Here is a 16,499-nt window from a genome sequence, read left to right on the forward strand (position 1 = left end):
ACAGTGGATTCAACGAAGCTCCTTATTTCCTATTTAGATTCACGACAGTGCCTGGGCAACGCGACTTGGAGTAATTCGGTTCTGGCTATTGAGTCCCAGCATTTCCCTTGCCTGAGTCGGACTTGCAACCTCAAGCCCCAACGCTCCAATGACTGTGCATGCAGCGATGACCTGCTCTGCGCTGCTCTTCGCCATTTGGCCTGGGCGAAGCCATAGCGAGTCCTCCAATCCCACGCGCAAATTTCCACCTGCTGCTATGGCCATGCTCGCAATTGGGAGTTGCGCACGACCTACGCCAAGTACAGACCAAACATAGTCATTTCCGAACAATCGGTCAGCCGTTCGACGCATGTTGATTACGTCCTCTGGATGGTTGCCTATGCCGCCAAGCACACCAAATATGGTCTGTATAAACAGGGGAGGCTTAGCTAACTGGCGATCCAGGAAATGTGCAAGCGTATACAGATGCCCCACGTCGTAGCACTCGTATTCAAAGCGAGTACCCTGATCGCCGCAACGCCTCAGAATTCCCTCGATGTCAGAAAAGGTGTTGCGAAACACTCCAGATCGGGTGCCTTCAAGGTGCGCTCGCTCCCAGTCATGCTTATAGTTTTGGATTCGCTCAACACCTTGGAACGCTCCAAAATTCATTGACCCCATATTCAACGATGCAACTTCTGGTGCATAGATCAATGCCGGTTGGAGGCGCTCATCAAGCGTCATGCTTGGCGAACCACCGGTAGTTATGTTCAATACCGCGTCACTTCGCTCACTAATACTGCTCAAAATGGGGGCGAATCGTTCCGGTGATTGATCTGGCCGACCTGTCTTTGGGTCTCGTGCATGCAAGTGGATGATGGAAGCTCCAGCTTGGGCCGCTTCAACTGCTGCGTCAGCAATTTCTTTCTCCGTAATAGGCAGATACGGAGACATGGACGGGGTGTGAATGGCCCCCGTCACCGCGCAGGTCACAATAACTTTGCGAACCATGTTTTTATTCAAACGATTGGCGGCTCTTCAAGGCGCGCACCGCCTCGAACCACATGCTTGGCTGGGTACGATGCCACGGCCACTTCGATTTCACTCTCCGGAACCTTGGTTTTTTGACTCCATATGCGGCTCATGGCTTTGGCCAAATTCAGCACCGCTTGATCTGTACGTCCCAGTCGAATATGGCAAAAAATTAGCGTTTCGGTAGTGGGCTCGCCAGACCTGTACGTGTTGTACGCGGGCAGGTCATGAAAAATGACGCTAATCAGATCATTTGGCGACAGGATGATCTCGTGCACTGCCGCAGTCATTTCTTTGGCAATTTCCGCTTTTAGTTTTGGCGAAATTCCTTCACGATTTTCAATTGCGATGATGGGCATTAGTTGTTCTCCAGTCAGTTAAAGAAGACTGGCAGTTTGGTCGAATGCAAGAAAAAACACTTGCACAGAAATGCCTCCGGTTGCATGAAAACGCCATCGTTTTCCCTGCTTGCTAAGCTCATCATTGCGTCACAAACTTCCCATCTCAGCTCATCTTTGTGGACCTAAATAAACGCCAGCCGATCTGACTCTCGAATGGCCAGCCAGTTCGGCCACCGCTTGCCGCGCCGCCTGGTCAACCACTGACGGCAAGTCCCCACTACTTCGCACCGGCGGTGGTTGCCCCGTCAACGCCTCAAAATGCTCAATCAGCGCCTCATGGCGCAGGCCGTGCGCCGTGACACCCAGTTCCCGAAACGTAATTCCAAATTTCTCCAGCACATAGTCAAAGCGCCGCAGATTCTTTTTCAGGTCATTGACTGGGTCTCCCAAATAGGCATCCTGGTTGCACACAAGACCTTGGGCGAGATCGACCGCCGCCAATCTGGCAGGGCTGTCCAACGGGACAAAACGCACCCTTCCGCCCTTGCCCTTGATCCTCACATACCGATCCGCTGTCTTGCGATCAAGGGGCAAACCCGTTTCGCTGAAAGGCAAGACGTGCTCAAAGGGCCGGAATTGGATGGACTCCTTTCGCCGCAGCCCCATGGCATTGATCAACCGCAGCGAAGCGCCGACATACCGGTCGTAGGCGCAGACCCGCTCAATGAGTTCCTCAATATCAATTCCGGCGGCAGACCAGCTCTTGTCCCGCTGCGCATATTCATGCCGCTGGTATTCTTCCAAGCTCAGGCCGTAATGCGCTGGCCCACGCACAAAGCCATGCTTGCCCATCCACATGCTTAAGCCCCGCAGGAAACTGAGGTAAGTCTGAATCGTTGCTGGTGCCAGATGTTCCCGCTGCCACACCTGCACCATGGCGTGAATGTGTTTCTGTCCCAGGTTGCGCGGATCGGGAATCGTGTTGAACCCCGCCTTGGCTTTGAGGTCGCGGAAGAACCGCCGCAAGAACTGGGCGCGCTCGTGGCGTGTTTTGTGGGAAACGGTTTTCTCCAGCGAGGTGTGCAAGGTGTTGAAGAGTTCCAGCAGTACCTCCAGCACTTTGAGTGGTGGTGCCTTGCCAGGCTGATAACCCGCGAGAATTTCTTCGGTGGTCTTGCCGGCCCACTGTAGGCGGCGCACGGGTTGACTGGCTGCCATGCGGCCAGGACTTACCGAGCCTTGAGGTCGGCGAAGAGAAGTTTCAAAAGAAGGTCTGTTTTTCATGGCGTTGTATTCCAGGGTCGACCGCTCGCCGCCCGAACGGCCAGCCGGTATTGAAAATTGCGTGGAATCCCAAGGGGGTCGCCTGTCGGGCGGATTCCGTCGCCCAGCAGGTCAGTGGTCAAAACTTGGGCGCCGCACCCGACCACCGATGTGCGGCACCTACCCAAGGTTTTGCCAGCCAGCGCTTCTGCGCTGGCCAGCTCGGTCTTCCTTAAAAATGAAACATGTGATCCGTCCCACCTGTGCATTTCTACAACCATGGGGTTGGTGATGCCCACCCACCTCAAGGGCGGCAAAGGGCATCCGTGACAAGGTCAGGCCTTGCACGTACTGATGGATCAGTTCTGGATTCGTAGCGCCATCCACTCGCATGGGTCCACCCCTGACCGAAAGTCCAGGGCGGTGCCGAGTTTGTGAGCGGGAACGCGCGGGGAGCCTAAAGAGGCAAACACAACCGCGCGCTGCGTAAAACGCGTGCTCAAAGGATGGCGGGAACAGGGGTGCGGCATCGGGTGCCGACCGGGTGCTCGAAAACCGTGGCGCGTTTCAGGGAACGCCCAGCGAAAAGTGCTGGCAAAGCCACAAGGGGTTGCACTACGAAAAAACCACGAGGCCATCACCTCAGGGGGCAATAGCTAATTCCGGTTCAAGGACCGGAGTTTGGGGCAGGTAACGACTGCGACGCCTTGCGCTCCTCGATGGAGCAGGGCCAGGACGGCCCTCGGGAACCTGTAGTTGACGCCGAGCCAGAGGATGAGTCAAGCAGGCGTGCCGGAAATGGTGTCGATTTCACGGTGGTTTTGGGTGGCGATTGAACGACCGGGATGTGCCCGTGAGCCGAGTTTATTGTCCCGAAGGGATTGAAAGTGAGGCGGCATGCGGGCTTGACAAGGGAAATTGCTGCCTCTGGTCCCGGACGGGACCTTGACCGGGTTGGTGACCGGTTCGCAGGCCCGGGCCGCAGAAATAGCACAAACCAGCGTGATCCTCGCAAATCACATCCTTGACAGCTCGGTTTGCCGTGAGACCGTGGTTCGACACGCAGGGCTTTCCGCACGTTCGATGAATTCGGTCTCGTTTCAGTGCGACCTGACAAGGTTGCATTGGGACTCAGGCCAGACCTGATCCCGAAATTGGGCGTTTTGAAGGGGACTTCTGCGTGGATGGATGGTAGCGGGCCACCGATGCTGATCGCTCTGCAACCCTGATTTGGAGTCCTCTCATGGAATTGATCATTCGAGCCGTAGACGTTGGCTACGGCAACACCAAGTACGTCGCGGGTATCTCCGGTGACGACATCCGCTGCGCCAGTTTCCCGTCACTGGCTTATCCCTTTCCGCGCGACCCATCGGCCACCCTGGGCGCAGATCGGCGCAAAACCGTCGCCATCCCGATTGGCGGCATGTTCTACGAGGTGGGGCCGGACGTGATGCTGGCCGCCGACGCTTTTCGCGCCACGCAGATCCACGACAACTTTATTGACACCCCCGAATACTTGGCCCTGGCACGTGGCGCACTTCGCATGATGAAGGTTGACACCATTGACCTGCTGGTGGTGGGGTTGCCGGTGGCCATGTTTGCCCTGAAGAAGGCAGCGTTGGAGAAATTGATGACTGGCACCCACGACGTGGGCAATGGCAAGACCGTGCTGGTGCGCAAGGCGCTGGCCATGGCCCAGCCCAATGGGGCACTGATTGACTACGCCTCGCAGCACGACAAGGTGGTAGCAATGGAGAGCGAGCATAGCCTGGTGATTGATCCAGGCTCGCGTACCTTCGACTGGCTGGTGGCGCGGGGTATGAAGTTGTCGCATAAGCGCAGCCATTCGGTCAACCGCGGGGTGTCCGACATCCTGCAGGTGATCGCGGATGACATCAGCGCGGAAATTGGCCGACCTTACAACCAGTTGGACGCCATCGATCTGGCGCTGCGTACCAACAAAAACCTGGCGATCTTCCAGCGGACCTACAGTCTGGCGCGCATGAAACCGGTGGTTGAAAGCGTCACCAAGCAGGCCGTGGGGGCGATGATGCGCCGTATCGGTGAGTTTTACGACGTCCAGCACGTTATTCTGGTGGGCGGTGGTGCTTTTTTATTTAAAAAGGCGGTGAAGGAGGCGTTCGCGACGCACCAGATTCTGGAAGTCAAGGAGCCGATGTTCTCGAATCTGCGGGGCTACCAGATCGCCGGCACGAATTACGCAGCCACTGTGATGGAGGCATCGTCACGACTAATACGCGTAGCACGGTTGGAAGGAGAGGGCGCATGAGCCGGGACCAAGAAACAAACACCGAGCCGGTGCGTCTGCTGTTTGAGATGACGCGGGAGGATAACCCGCGCCTTTACGACGACCTGATTCGGTTTAACAAGGGGACGAAGCGGGTGAACCGCTTGCGCTTTCTGGCTCATGAGGGGTTGTTGGCGCAGAACTGGATGCTGGTACCGGCGGCGGGAGCGTTATCCCAATCGGCTGCATCGGCGTTACAGGCGCCCTCGAAGGTCAATCCGGCCGTTGCAGGGCATGTCGTCCAGGCGTTCGATGCGCCAATGGTCGATGGGGAGGACTGATCATGGTGTCGGCAAAAAGGTATGGACGCCGGAGGGCATCAGTCAGCGCGTCAGAACTAGCGCAGATGGGCGTGTGCGAACGGCTGGTGGTGTTTGAACATCGCTATGGCAAGCGGCGAACCGTTGAACAGCAGCAGGCAACCAAGCGCGGACGACGGGCGCACGCGCGCTTTTACCGGGAACGGCACATGGAATTGCCCCGCCAGTGGCGTCATTTCGTTGTTTTCCTGATATTTGGGCGCTGGCTAGCTTTGTGTGTCGCGAAGTGGTTTCAAGTCAGGAAGCCGGGTCATGAGAATTGACTCTGCAGCCGTTATTGGCGTGGGCGCGCTCGCGCTCGTCCTTTGGTGGTGGCGCAGCAGGTCAGATCCACGCCGGGCAAGGTTGCCGCCGGAATTGAGAAGCGCCTGTCTGGTCTATGCGGAGCGCTTGTTCCAATCCACCGGGCCAGTGTCAATTTCTGCCAGGGTGGATAGGGTTTATCGCAATGCGGCAGGTGTGTTGGTGCTGGTTGAGTTGAAAACCAGGGAGACGAATCGGACGTATCAGTCGGATGTCATTGAATTGTCGGCGCAGCGCGTGACCTTGATGGTGCACACGGGAGATGCTGTCGCGGATTACGCCTATATTGTGACTGAGCGGCCAGATGGTCTTCGAACGGGTTGTCACCAAGTGAGACTGATATCGCATGCTGATGTAATTTTTTTGGCGATAAGGCGGGGGAAACTGTTTGCTGGGAAGGTTGAGCCTCAGTCCACCTGTTCACCGGGCGTGTGTCGGAAATGTGCGTTCGTTCAGTCATGCGATTTGCCTTGGGTGTGATCCGCTCAACGAGCCGCACGAACAGATCGCAGCGAGGTACATTTCCGATTTGGTTGACTGGATGCACCTGTATTCGCAGACCACCTGGCACCAATGTTTTTGTCGCAACCAATGCCACTGCTGGTAAGGCTATTGATGGCTGTGCTTGCGCCAGCTCAGGACTGCTGAGACTGGATCGAGGTGCCACCGACGTGAGCAGTTTGCACGGCTATCGACGAGTGTGCGCTTGTTAAAGACTCGTGCAGCGGCCAGATGCGGACATTTGTGCAATTCGAAAGAGGGATCGGGCAAGCGGCGTTACCAGGTGCTGCCGGTATCCACGAAAAAGGCCGCTAGGCCGCGTGCTGACGTGTGGCATGTGAAGTCAGGTACCGTACCTAAATACAGTAACGAAACCCGTTGATTTTTTCTATCAATTCCAGTAAAATGATAGCTAGTCTGTTTAGGGTAATGGGTGCCAGCATGGGTTCAAATCCCGCTGCTGCGGCTTCACTAATCCTGTGGATGCTTGTATCGTTTCTTTTGGGATTCTTAAAAGTCATTTTTACAACGCTCGCAGCCACTCCTTCGGGAGTAGAAAAGGAAGGTACGCCTATGATCTCTAAAATTAACAAGTCAGACAGTTTCGCAGCAGCATTCTTCGATACGATGCACGCGATTTGTGTTGGCGCAGTAGCAGTGGTAGCAGTACCCTAAGCAGATTGAAGAAAGCTGGCTCTAAACGAGCCTTTTTACTAGATTCATAGTCTAAATCTCAAAAATGGCAGGTCGTCGATTCCTGCTGGACTTTGAGTGAAGCCCGAACTCTCGACGGTGGCGACAGTCCGAGGCTCCAAAGCCTAATCGCTGTTCGGCAATCGATTTTCCACAACACCGTGGATCCGTTACAGTTCCCCCCCCCAGCTCTTCCGAAGACCCATGAATATCTTCGCGTTAACTTGCTCTCGTCATCAACTCCGAGTCGGGCTTCTTGATTTCGATAATTGCAAGTTTGACGCAAGGGGTTGACAGCGCTTTGTCCGTGTTAGAGTAATTGTGGCTCTTCGGAGCTATGGCCGTATGGGCTATGGGCGACGCGCACGGCACTGTCCTGAAGTTAGGGCAATTGTGAGGAAGTCGGGCGCGTTCAAAACACAGACACATTGACTGGCGTGGGCTACAGCCTGATTTACATGTAATGATCGACAACATGTAATTGCAGTCTGACTGCTGTCGGTGAGGTCTGGCCTCACTGAATCCCGAACCGCTCTGGCTTGCTGGCTTTGAGCGGTTTTTTTGTTTGCGTCGCTTGAATGTAGTAAAACTGTCACCAATTCCAGTTGACGCTGCAGTGCTTCGGTACGCTCGATAGAATGAAAGCATGGCAACCAAATCTCCCGTAATTCCACCAGTTCCTCCGGTCCGTCAACCTGACCAAGATGACGGTGGTTCCGTTGTGCTTGAGAGGCGAACACAGAAGGTCCAGCCGCCGCAGATGTACCAGGTCGTCATGCTCAATGACGATTACACGCCGATGGAATTTGTGGTGGTGGTGATCCAGGAATTTTTTGGCAAGGATCTTGAGGCGGCAACGCAAATCATGCTCAAGATCCACCTGGACGGGAAAGGCGTTTGCGGGGTTTATTCCAGGGATGTGGCGGCCACCAAGGTGGACCAGGTCCTGGAGGCGGCGAACAAGGCTGGGCACCCGTTGAAGTGCGTTAGTGAGCCCGTTGATTTCTAGCCAGATGATCGCATCTGTACGGAATATGTATCGAAATCGGATTACAGTTAAACATCAAAGTAAGGCTAGAAAGGAAATCACATGATTGCCCAAGAATTGGAAGTCAGCCTTCATATGGCGTTTGTCGAGGCGCGCCAGCAGCGTCATGAGTTCATTACCGTGGAGCATTTGCTGCTCGCCCTGCTGGACAACCCCAGCGCGGCTGAAGTGCTGCGGGCTTGTTCCGCCAATATTGACGACTTGCGAAAATCCCTGTCCAACTTCATCAAGGACAACACCCCTCAGGTTGCCGGTTCAGATGATGTGGACACGCAGCCCACCTTGGGCTTTCAGCGCGTGATTCAACGCGCCATCATGCATGTGCAGTCCACCGGCAGCGGCAAGAAAGAAGTCACCGGGGCCAACGTGCTGGTGGCCATATTTGGCGAGAAAGACTCCCACGCGGTGTATTACCTGCATCAGCAGGGTGTGACCCGGCTGGATGTGGTGAACTTCATTGCACACGGCATCAAGAAAAGCGATCCGCCGGAGCCGTCCAAATCGGGCGAGAGCCAGGCCGAGAGTGAAGAAGGTGTGGCTGAAAAAAATGAGAAGGCGTCGCCGCTTGAGCAGTACACCCAGAACCTTAATCAGTTGGCCAAGGACGGCAAAATTGATCCACTGATCGGGCGTGAGTATGAGGTTGAGCGTGTGATTCAGATTTTGTGTCGCCGTCGAAAAAACAACCCCCTGCTGGTCGGTGAGGCTGGTGTGGGTAAAACGGCCATCGCCGAAGGTTTGGCTTGGCGTATTACGCAGAAGGATGTGCCTGAAATTCTGGCCGAATCAATCGTCTATTCACTCGATATGGGCGCTCTGCTGGCGGGCACCAAATACCGGGGCGACTTTGAGCAGCGACTCAAAGGCGTGTTGAAGTCCTTGAAGGACAGACCGAATGCCATCTTGTTTATTGATGAAATTCACACCCTGATTGGCGCTGGTGCAGCCTCTGGCGGCACGCTGGATGCATCGAACCTGCTCAAGCCGGGACTGAGTTCAGGTGCGCTCAAATGCATTGGAGCGACCACCTTTACCGAGTACCGTGGCATTTTTGAGAAGGACGCGGCGCTGTCCCGCCGTTTCCAGAAAATCGATGTGGTCGAGCCCACCGTCGAACAGACTGTGGAAATTCTCAAAGGCCTCAAGTCCCGCTTCGAAGAACATCACAACGTCAAGTACGCAGTGGCTGCGTTGCAGGCTGCCGCCGAGCTGAGCGCGAAGTACATCAACGACCGGCATTTGCCGGACAAGGCGATTGACGTGATTGACGAGGCGGGTGCGGCACAACGCATTCTGCCGCCCTCCAAACGCAAGAAAATCATCAGCAAGACCGAGGTGGAGGAAATTGTGGCGAAGATCGCCCGCATTCCCCCCGCCAATGTGTCCAATGACGACCGCGGCAAGCTCAAGACGCTGGAGCGGGACCTCAAAAATGTGGTATTCGGACAGGATAAGGCCATTGACATGCTGGCGTCGGCCGTGAAGATGGCGCGCTCGGGCCTTGGCAAGGGTGACAAGCCGATTGGCTCTTTCCTGTTCAGCGGCCCCACGGGGGTCGGCAAGACGGAAGCAGCCAAGCAACTGGCCTACATCATGGGCATTGACCTGATTCGCTTCGACATGAGCGAGTACATGGAACAGCATGCGGTGAGCCGTTTGATTGGCGCACCTCCCGGCTATGTGGGGTTTGATCAAGGCGGGCTGCTGACAGAGGCCATCACCAAGAAGCCGCATTGCGTGCTGTTGCTCGACGAGATCGAGAAGGCGCATCCTGCGATCTTCAATGTGCTTCTTCAGGTGATGGACCATGGCACGTTGACTGACAACAATGGACGTAAGGCCGACTTCCGCAACGTCATCATCATCATGACGACCAACGCCGGCGCCGAGTCCATGAACAAGACGGTCATGGGGTTCACCAATATCCGCGAAGCGGGTGATGAGATGGCCGATATCAAACGTTTATTCACGCCCGAGTTCCGTAACCGGCTCGATGCTGTCGTCAGCTTCAAGGCGCTGGACGAAGTTGTCATCATGCGGGTGGTCGACAAGTTCCTGCTGCAGTTGGAAGCCCAGTTGGCCGACAAGAAGGTTGACGTCACCTTCACCGACAAACTGCGCAAACACCTGGCCAAGAAGGGTTTCGATCCACTGATGGGAGCGCGTCCGATGCAGCGCCTGATTCAAGACACGATTCGCCGTGCGCTGGCCGACGAGCTACTCTTTGGTCGCCTGACCGATGGTGGTCGCCTGACGGTGGACCTGGACGACAAGGACGAAAGCAAGACCGAGGTCTTGCTGGATATTCAACCCTTACCCAAGAAAGAGGGCAAGTCCAAACCCGAAGCGCAAGAGGCGACCGCAGGCTAGGACGAAAATCAGGCGCGGAGGGATTTCACATTTGAATTCCAAGCACCTGTCCATGATGCTGGTGGCGATCTGTCTGGTTGGGTGCGCGTCCGTGCCGGTGCCCGTGCCAACAATGCCGCCTGATGTTCCGTCGGCGGCTCAGGTCATACCCAAAAAACCTCCGAAAATCGGTTTGGTTCTGGGCGGTGGCGCTGCCCGTGGTTTTGCGCATATCGGGGTGATTCAGGTGCTGGAAGAGGCGGGGGTTCGCCCCAGCCTTGTGGTGGGTACCTCCGCCGGCAGCTTGGTTGCTGCCTTCTATGCCAGTGGCAAGACCGGGGTCCAGTTGCAGCAAGTTGCCGAGCGCATGGAAGAGGCCACTTTTGCCGACTGGACCCTGCCTATTTTCAGTCGTGGCATGTTGCGCGGCGAGGCGTTGGCGCGCTACGTGAGTGCGCAGGTCAATGGTCGTCTGATTGAAAACATGTCTTTGCCATTGGGCATTGTGGCGACCGATCTCAATAGCGGGAAGGGCGTGCTGTTTCAGCGCGGAGACACGGCCACGGCGGTGCGTGCATCGAGCGCCGTTCCAGCCCTGTTTCAGCCCGTCAAAATAGCGGGTCACGAGTACGTGGATGGCGGGCTGGTGTCGCCGGTGCCGGTGCGATACGCCCGTCAAATGGGTGCGGAACTGATCATCGCCGTCGATATTTCCAGTGCGCCGGAAGGCAATGCCGCAAGCGACACTTTGGAAATTCTGTTGCAAACCTTTTCCATCATGGTCAAGAGCATCAATAGCTTTGAGCTACGTGAAGCCGATGTGGTGGTGCGTCCGTCACTGATTGATGTGGCGAGCTCGGACTTTGGTGCACGTCGCCGCGCTATTCAAGCGGGTCGGGTGGCCATGCAGGCACTGTTGCCTCAACTAAGGGCGGCAATGAATGGGGAAAAACGCCCGTAGCCCTGATCTGCTTGAAGTTTCAGCCCACAAGGCGACCGTCGGGGGTGATCATGCTTTGTGTGACGTACGATCCACTTCGTTTTTGCGCATTGAAGCGGACGTGAAACCCGCCCACGTCGACCGTCTGACGCTGCTGGAATGTCAGCAAGGTACTCTGCCGTGTTAGCGTGCCTTCCACCGTGTTCAATACGTCGCTGGTATAGCGTGCGGCGATGTAGCCGGCCAGACTTTGAGGTGTTGGTGGTTCATCAAAGAGGCGGGCCAGTGTCTCGCGATAGGCCCTGACGACGGCCAATGTGGAGTTAACCATGGGGACAACCTGTGTGGCCATGACGGGCGTATGGCGCGCGGCCCCCATTTGCATCATGGTCTGCAGGTTCACATCGGCCATGGCAACGACGTAGCGCTGCTGGCCCTGCCGGTCAAAGCCCTGTGTAAACTGCGCAAGCTCCGGTGTACCGCCTACAAATAGCAGGATCCGGGGGGTGTCAGGCGTCAGGCTTTTGCCCAACCGCGTTAGATTGCCCGTCGGCTTGTAAGACTTCAGTTTGATTTTCAAGACGGTGCTCGCGCGCTCCACTTCGTCGCGGTACAGCGCGTATTCCTGTTCAGACGCGTAGACGGCGCCCAGTTCTGGCACGCTCATGATGGACAGTGATTTCAGGGCTTGCGCTATTTGGTCCTGACGGGATGCAAAAATCGGGAATGTGCGGTTATCTCCATCCAAATCGGCGTTTTGCAGCCACGGGGCAACATGGGCAATATCGTGCTGGTCTTGTCGCAACAAGGCGACCAGTTGACTGGCGGCGCGGTCACCGGCTGTGCCGGACAGAGCCACGCAGTTGGGAATTTTTTTGATCGAATCCAGGGCCGCACGCAGGCTACCGGCGCTGCCGTCGACCTCCAGCGGTAAATGATGGACGGGGTGTCCATTGATGCCGCCTTTGGCGTTGATGTCCTGCCAGGCAGCTCGGGATCCGATCAGGAAGTCTCTGGAGACATCCAGCTGACTGGCTGTGATGTCCACGATCTGGGCAACCACCAGCGCGCGCGCGGTGCCCGATGACTTGCCGGGCTGGGCCCAAACTGGCGCCGTGACGCACGCGGCCAGACCTATCGTGCCGCGCAGCACGCTGCGGCGGCTCCATGTTGAGGGGTGAATTATCATTTTTTATGAGGAGAAATCAGTACGCTGTCAATGATGTGGATGACGCCATTGCTCGCCTGAATATCTGCCTGTTGAACCATGGCTTCTTCAATGGTGACAAAGTCGCCGGCCTTGGACAGGGCTACATTTGCACCATTCAGTGTTTTTGCGGAACTGTTTTTGACTTGCGCGGCCATTAGCTTTTCCGTAACGATGTGGAAGGCCAGAACATTCTTAAGCTTTTCAGGGTGCTTTGCCAAGTCGTCCATGGTATTGGCAGGCAGCAATTTGAATGCGTCATTGCTCGGCGCGAAGACCGTGAAAGGGCCGGCGCCTTGAAGGGTGGCAGACAGACCAGCCTGGGCGTTCAAGCCATTGAGAGTGCTCAGCGATGGGTTATGGGCAATGGTTTCTGTAACGGAGACAGGAGTGGGAACGGTCGCACAGCCAGCTATGGCAACGGCAACAAGGGCCAGACTCAAAAGTCGGCGATTCAGCATGGAAATTTCTCCTGGTAAATGACGGTCTTAGCGTAATTTCGTCATATGACATCCGTGTGACTGTTTGATGGTTGGAAAATGTCACATCACTGTCACATAAGCTTCTTATATTCAGCCTGTGTCTCGATGTCATCATTCATTCAACTTAAAAGGTATTTCGATGAAAACCAGTTTCAAAATCGCCCTGATCAGCATGGCCGGCGTTGCCTCCATGTCCTACGTCAACCTGGCCGGTGCGCAGGAAATCACCGGCGCTGGCGCCTCGTTCCCGGCACCTTTGTATGCCAAGTGGGCCGCCGATTACAACAAGGCCACCGGGGTCAAGATCAATTACCAGTCGGTCGGCTCCGGTGCCGGCATCAAGCAGATCGACGCCAAGACGGTGGACTTTGGTGCCTCCGACATGCCGCTGCCCGACGCAGAACTTACCAAAAAAGGCGAGATGCAGTTTCCCACCGTCATTGGTGGCGTGATTCCTGTGGTCAACATCAAGGGCATCAACCCCGGTCAGATGAAACTCAACGGCCAAGTGCTGGCCGACATTTATCTGGGCAAAATCACCAAGTGGAACGACGCCGCGATCAAGGCGCTGAACCCGGGCCTGCCCTTGCCCGACGCTGCCATTGCACCGGTGCGCCGCGCTGATGGGTCGGGCACCACGTTCATCTTCACAAATTACCTGAGCAAGGTCAATGCCGAGTGGAAAGCCAAGGTCGGCGAAGGCACGGCGGTGAACTGGCCGGTAGGTGCGGGCGGCAAGGGCAACGAAGGCGTGGCCGCCTTTCTCGGGCGTCTGCCGAACTCGATTGGTTACGTTGAGTACGCTTACGTCAAGCAAAACAAGATGACTTATGCGTTGATGCAAAATTCAACGGGCCACTTTGTTCAGCCCAATGACGTTGCCTTCAAGGCCGCAGCGGCCGGCGCTGACTGGAGCAAGAGCTTCTATCAGCTTCTGACCGACCAGCCGGGCAAAGACGCATGGCCCATCTCGGGCGCCACTTTCATCCTGATGCACAAACTGCAGGACAAGCCAGCCAATGCAACCGAAACGCTAAAGTTCTTCGCCTGGGCCTATAAAAACGGCGACAAGCAAGCGCTTGATCTGGACTATGTGCCCATGCCCAAGTCGGTGGTCACAAGCATCGAAAAAGCCTGGGGTGAGATCAAGGACGCGTCTGGCAAAGCGGTCGCGTTCAAGTAAAACAGCGCTGACGCGTACCCTGGCACTTTGGGGACTGGAGCATGTCATCTACACTTCCGGCACGTGAAATCTCTCTTCATCAGTTTGAACCAACCGCCGGACGTGTCATGAGCCTTCCTACTGCGCCAAAAATGGCCCTCTCGGGCCCCATGGCGGACCGCATCTTTGGCTGGCTGGCCAAAGCGGCGGCCTTATTCACTTTGGGCATGCTGATTGCCATTCTGGTGTCGCTGACCATCAGCGCCTGGCCTGCCATCGACCGGTATGGCCTGGGCTTTCTGACCAGCACCACCTGGGACCCGGTCAAGGAGGAGTTCGGTGGCCTGGTGATGATTTACGGCACCTTGATGACCTCGTTCATCGCGCTGCTGATCGCCGTGCCGGTCAGTTTCGGCATCGCCCTGTTCCTGACCGAACTCGCGCCGGCCTGGCTCAAGCGCCCGCTCGGTACCGCCATTGAATTGCTGGCGGCGATTCCGTCCATTGTGTATGGCATGTGGGGCTTGCTGGTGTTCAGCCCGGTGCTGGCGACCTACGTGCAGCAACCCTTGCAAGCCGTGTTTTCTGGCGTACCTTACATGGGCGCCTTTTTTTCCGGACCGCCAGTGGGCATTGGCATTTTGTCAGCCGGCATTATTCTGGCCATCATGATCATTCCCTTCATCGCGGCGGTGATGCGCGACGTGTTTGAGGTCACACCGACCCTGCTCAAGGAGTCCGCCTACGGACTGGGCGCCACCACGTGGGAAGTTGTCTCCAAAGTCGTGCTGCCTTACACCAAGGCTGGCGTCATCGGCGGCATCATGTTGGGGCTAGGTCGTGCCATCGGGGAGACCATGGCGGTCACCTTTGTCATTGGCAACTTCAATCAGCTGGATTCGCTGAGCCTGTTTCAGGCGGCCAACAGCATCACTTCGGCACTGGCCAATGAGTTCGCGGAAGCCGGCGAAGGCCTGCACCAGGCGTCGCTGATGTACCTCGGTTTGGTCTTGTTTTTTATCACCTTTGTGGTGCTGACCCTGTCCAAAATATTGCTGTCACAGCTTAAAAAGAACGAAGGGGCCAAGACATGACGACGGGTGAACTTTTGCTGCAGTCGAGAGCTCTTGACCAGGTTCGGCAAGCCCGGTATGCGCAACGCAAGTTTGTCAATCGCGTGGCGCTGACGCTGTCCTTGATGGCGATGGCCTTTGGCTTATTCTGGTTGTTCTGGATTTTGTTTGAAACCATTCGTATGGGGGTGGGCGGGCTGAACCTCGATACCCTGACCCAGATGACGCCTCCGCCGAACGATGCAGGCGGACTGGCCAACGCCATCTACGGCTCGTTTTTGATGGTGTTGCTGGCAACGTTCGTGGGAACACCCGTCGGCGTCCTGGCCGGTATTTACCTGGCCGAGTTTGATACCAAGGGCTGGCTCGCTCAGGTGACGCGATTTGTCAACGACATCTTGCTGTCGGCCCCGTCCATCGTGATCGGGCTGTTTGTGTATGCCGTGATTGTCACGCGCTTCAAATCGTTCTCTGGCTACGCCGGTGTCATGGCGTTGGCCCTGATTGTCATTCCGGTGGTGATTCGCACCACTGAAAACATGCTGCAACTGGTGCCGCCCGGTTTGCGTGAGGCCGCGTATGCGCTGGGTGCCCCGAAATGGCGGGTCATTTTGAGCATCACCTTGAGATCCGCACGTTCGGGTGTGGTCACCGGCATCCTGCTGGCGGTGGCCCGCATTGCGGGTGAAACCGCGCCTCTGTTGTTTACCGCACTGAGCAATCAGTTCTGGACCTCCAGCCTGAGTACGCCGATAGCCAGTTTGCCGGTCACGATTTTCAAATTCGCCATGAGCCCGTATGAAAATTGGCAAAAACTGGCCTGGGCGGGTGTGTTCATCATCACGGTCGCGGTTCTGGGTCTCAACATTTTGGCCAGGGTTTTAACCCGAAGCAAGTCCTGAGCAAATCGCTGCTAAAGCTACGAGAAAAGGCTAAATATGAATACGGCAACCCTCACGCGTGAGAAAACGAAAATTTCGGTCAAGAACCTTGATTTCTATTACGGTAAATTCCACGCCCTCAAAGACATCAACCTGGAGATCCCGGAGAACAAAGTGACGGCTTTCATCGGTCCGTCAGGCTGCGGCAAATCGACCCTGTTGCGCGTTTTCAATCGCATGTTCGAGTTGTATCCGGAGCAGCGCGCGGTCGGCGAAATTATGCTGGATGGTGAAAATTTGCTGACCAGCAAAAAAGACGTCGCGCTGTTGCGTGCCAAGGTCGGCATGGTCTTCCAAAAGCCAACGCCGTTCCCTATGTCGATCTATGACAACATTGCTTTTGGCGTGAAACTGTTCGAGTCGCTCAACACCACGGACATGGAAGAGCGCGTCGAGTGGGCCTTGCGCAAGGCTGCGTTGTGGACGGAAGTCAAAGACAAGCTGACCCAGAGCGGTTCCAGCCTCTCGGGGGGGCAGCAACAACGCCTGTGTATCGCGCGTGGCATCGCCATCAAGCCAGAGGTTTTGCTGCTGGACGAGCCCTGCTCGGCGCTGGA

16 protein-coding genes are annotated in these 16,499 nt (G+C 56.2%); 10 read left to right on the plus strand and 6 right to left on the minus strand.

Annotated elements, in window-relative coordinates; genetic code table 11:
• Window positions 1-39: 39 nt before the first annotated feature.
• The 3 genes from B3V69_RS09485 to B3V69_RS09495 form a co-directional block, all read right to left on the minus strand.
• On the minus strand, window positions 40-990 hold the full coding sequence (locus B3V69_RS09485) for a 3-keto-5-aminohexanoate cleavage protein (protein ID WP_296445997.1): 951 nt from the start codon (window positions 988-990) through the stop codon (window positions 40-42).
• Window positions 991-998: 8 nt separating this feature from the next.
• Complete coding sequence (locus B3V69_RS09490; protein WP_296445956.1) at window positions 999-1,370, minus strand: tautomerase family protein; 372 nt, start codon at window positions 1,368-1,370, stop codon at window positions 999-1,001.
• Between the two features lie 150 nt (window positions 1,371-1,520).
• Complete coding sequence (locus B3V69_RS09495) at window positions 1,521-2,636, minus strand: phage integrase N-terminal domain-containing protein (protein WP_349679207.1); 1,116 nt, start codon at window positions 2,634-2,636, stop codon at window positions 1,521-1,523.
• Between the two features lie 1,222 nt (window positions 2,637-3,858).
• Here B3V69_RS09495 and B3V69_RS09500 point away from each other — a divergent pair.
• Together B3V69_RS09500 and B3V69_RS09505 are read left to right on the plus strand one after the other, a co-directional pair.
• The gene (locus tag B3V69_RS09500) at window positions 3,859-4,905 is read left to right on the plus strand and encodes a PRTRC system protein D (RefSeq protein WP_296445958.1); all 1,047 of its coding nucleotides are present in this window, start codon (window positions 3,859-3,861) and stop codon (window positions 4,903-4,905) included.
• Complete coding sequence (locus B3V69_RS09505; protein ID WP_296445960.1) at window positions 4,902-5,204, plus strand: hypothetical protein; 303 nt, start codon at window positions 4,902-4,904, stop codon at window positions 5,202-5,204. The genes B3V69_RS09500 and B3V69_RS09505 overlap by 4 nt, the downstream gene beginning before the upstream one ends.
• 56 nt (window positions 5,205-5,260) lie before the next feature.
• Here the strand turns inward: B3V69_RS09505 and B3V69_RS09510 are convergent, their stop codons facing one another.
• Entirely contained in the window at window positions 5,261-5,419 is a 159-nt protein-coding gene (locus B3V69_RS09510) for a hypothetical protein (RefSeq protein ID WP_296445962.1), read from the minus strand.
• A 1,006-nt stretch (window positions 5,420-6,425) separates the two neighbouring features.
• On the opposite strand from B3V69_RS09510, the gene B3V69_RS09515 reads away from it, so the two are divergent.
• From B3V69_RS09515 to B3V69_RS09530, 4 genes are all read left to right on the plus strand, one after another.
• Window positions 6,426-6,722: a hypothetical protein gene (locus tag B3V69_RS09515; protein ID WP_296445964.1), complete on the plus strand. Its 297-nt coding sequence runs from the start codon at window positions 6,426-6,428 to the stop codon at window positions 6,720-6,722.
• Window positions 6,723-7,386: 664 nt separating this feature from the next.
• Window positions 7,387-7,749: an ATP-dependent Clp protease adapter ClpS gene (clpS, locus tag B3V69_RS09520; RefSeq protein WP_296445966.1), complete on the plus strand. Its 363-nt coding sequence runs from the start codon at window positions 7,387-7,389 to the stop codon at window positions 7,747-7,749.
• Between the two features lie 81 nt (window positions 7,750-7,830).
• Window positions 7,831-10,158, plus strand: a complete 2,328-nt coding sequence (clpA, locus tag B3V69_RS09525) for an ATP-dependent Clp protease ATP-binding subunit ClpA (protein WP_296445968.1) — start codon at window positions 7,831-7,833, stop codon at window positions 10,156-10,158.
• A 52-nt stretch (window positions 10,159-10,210) separates the two neighbouring features.
• A complete protein-coding gene (locus B3V69_RS09530) occupies window positions 10,211-11,098 on the plus strand; it encodes a patatin-like phospholipase family protein (RefSeq protein ID WP_414707501.1) in 888 nt (295 codons plus the stop codon).
• A gap of 19 nt (window positions 11,099-11,117) precedes the next feature.
• Here B3V69_RS09530 and B3V69_RS09535 read toward each other — a convergent pair whose 3' ends face one another.
• On the minus strand, window positions 11,118-12,266 hold the full coding sequence (locus B3V69_RS09535) for an ABC transporter substrate-binding protein (protein ID WP_296445969.1): 1,149 nt from the start codon (window positions 12,264-12,266) through the stop codon (window positions 11,118-11,120).
• Window positions 12,263-12,745 (minus strand): fasciclin domain-containing protein, encoded by a 483-nt coding sequence (locus tag B3V69_RS09540; RefSeq protein ID WP_296445971.1) that lies wholly within the window; start codon window positions 12,743-12,745, stop codon window positions 12,263-12,265. The genes B3V69_RS09535 and B3V69_RS09540 overlap by 4 nt, the downstream gene beginning before the upstream one ends.
• A 160-nt stretch (window positions 12,746-12,905) precedes the next feature.
• Between B3V69_RS09540 and pstS the strand changes: the two genes are divergently transcribed.
• The 4 genes from pstS to B3V69_RS09560 form a co-directional block, all read left to right on the plus strand.
• Complete coding sequence (gene pstS / locus B3V69_RS09545) at window positions 12,906-13,949, plus strand: phosphate ABC transporter substrate-binding protein PstS (protein ID WP_296445973.1); 1,044 nt, start codon at window positions 12,906-12,908, stop codon at window positions 13,947-13,949.
• A 41-nt stretch (window positions 13,950-13,990) separates the two neighbouring features.
• On the plus strand, window positions 13,991-15,022 hold the full coding sequence (gene pstC, locus B3V69_RS09550) for a phosphate ABC transporter permease PstC (protein ID WP_414707499.1): 1,032 nt from the start codon (window positions 13,991-13,993) through the stop codon (window positions 15,020-15,022).
• On the plus strand, window positions 15,019-15,903 hold the full coding sequence (gene pstA, locus B3V69_RS09555) for a phosphate ABC transporter permease PstA (protein WP_296445977.1): 885 nt from the start codon (window positions 15,019-15,021) through the stop codon (window positions 15,901-15,903). Before pstC ends, pstA begins: the two co-directional genes overlap by 4 nt.
• A 36-nt stretch (window positions 15,904-15,939) precedes the next feature.
• On the plus strand, window positions 15,940-16,499 hold a 560-nt coding region (locus B3V69_RS09560; RefSeq protein WP_296445979.1), incomplete at its 3' end, for a phosphate ABC transporter ATP-binding protein.

This window comes from Rhodoferax sp. UBA5149 (genome assembly GCF_002413825.1).
Taxonomy (GTDB): Bacteria; Pseudomonadota; Gammaproteobacteria; order Burkholderiales; family Burkholderiaceae_C; genus Rhodoferax.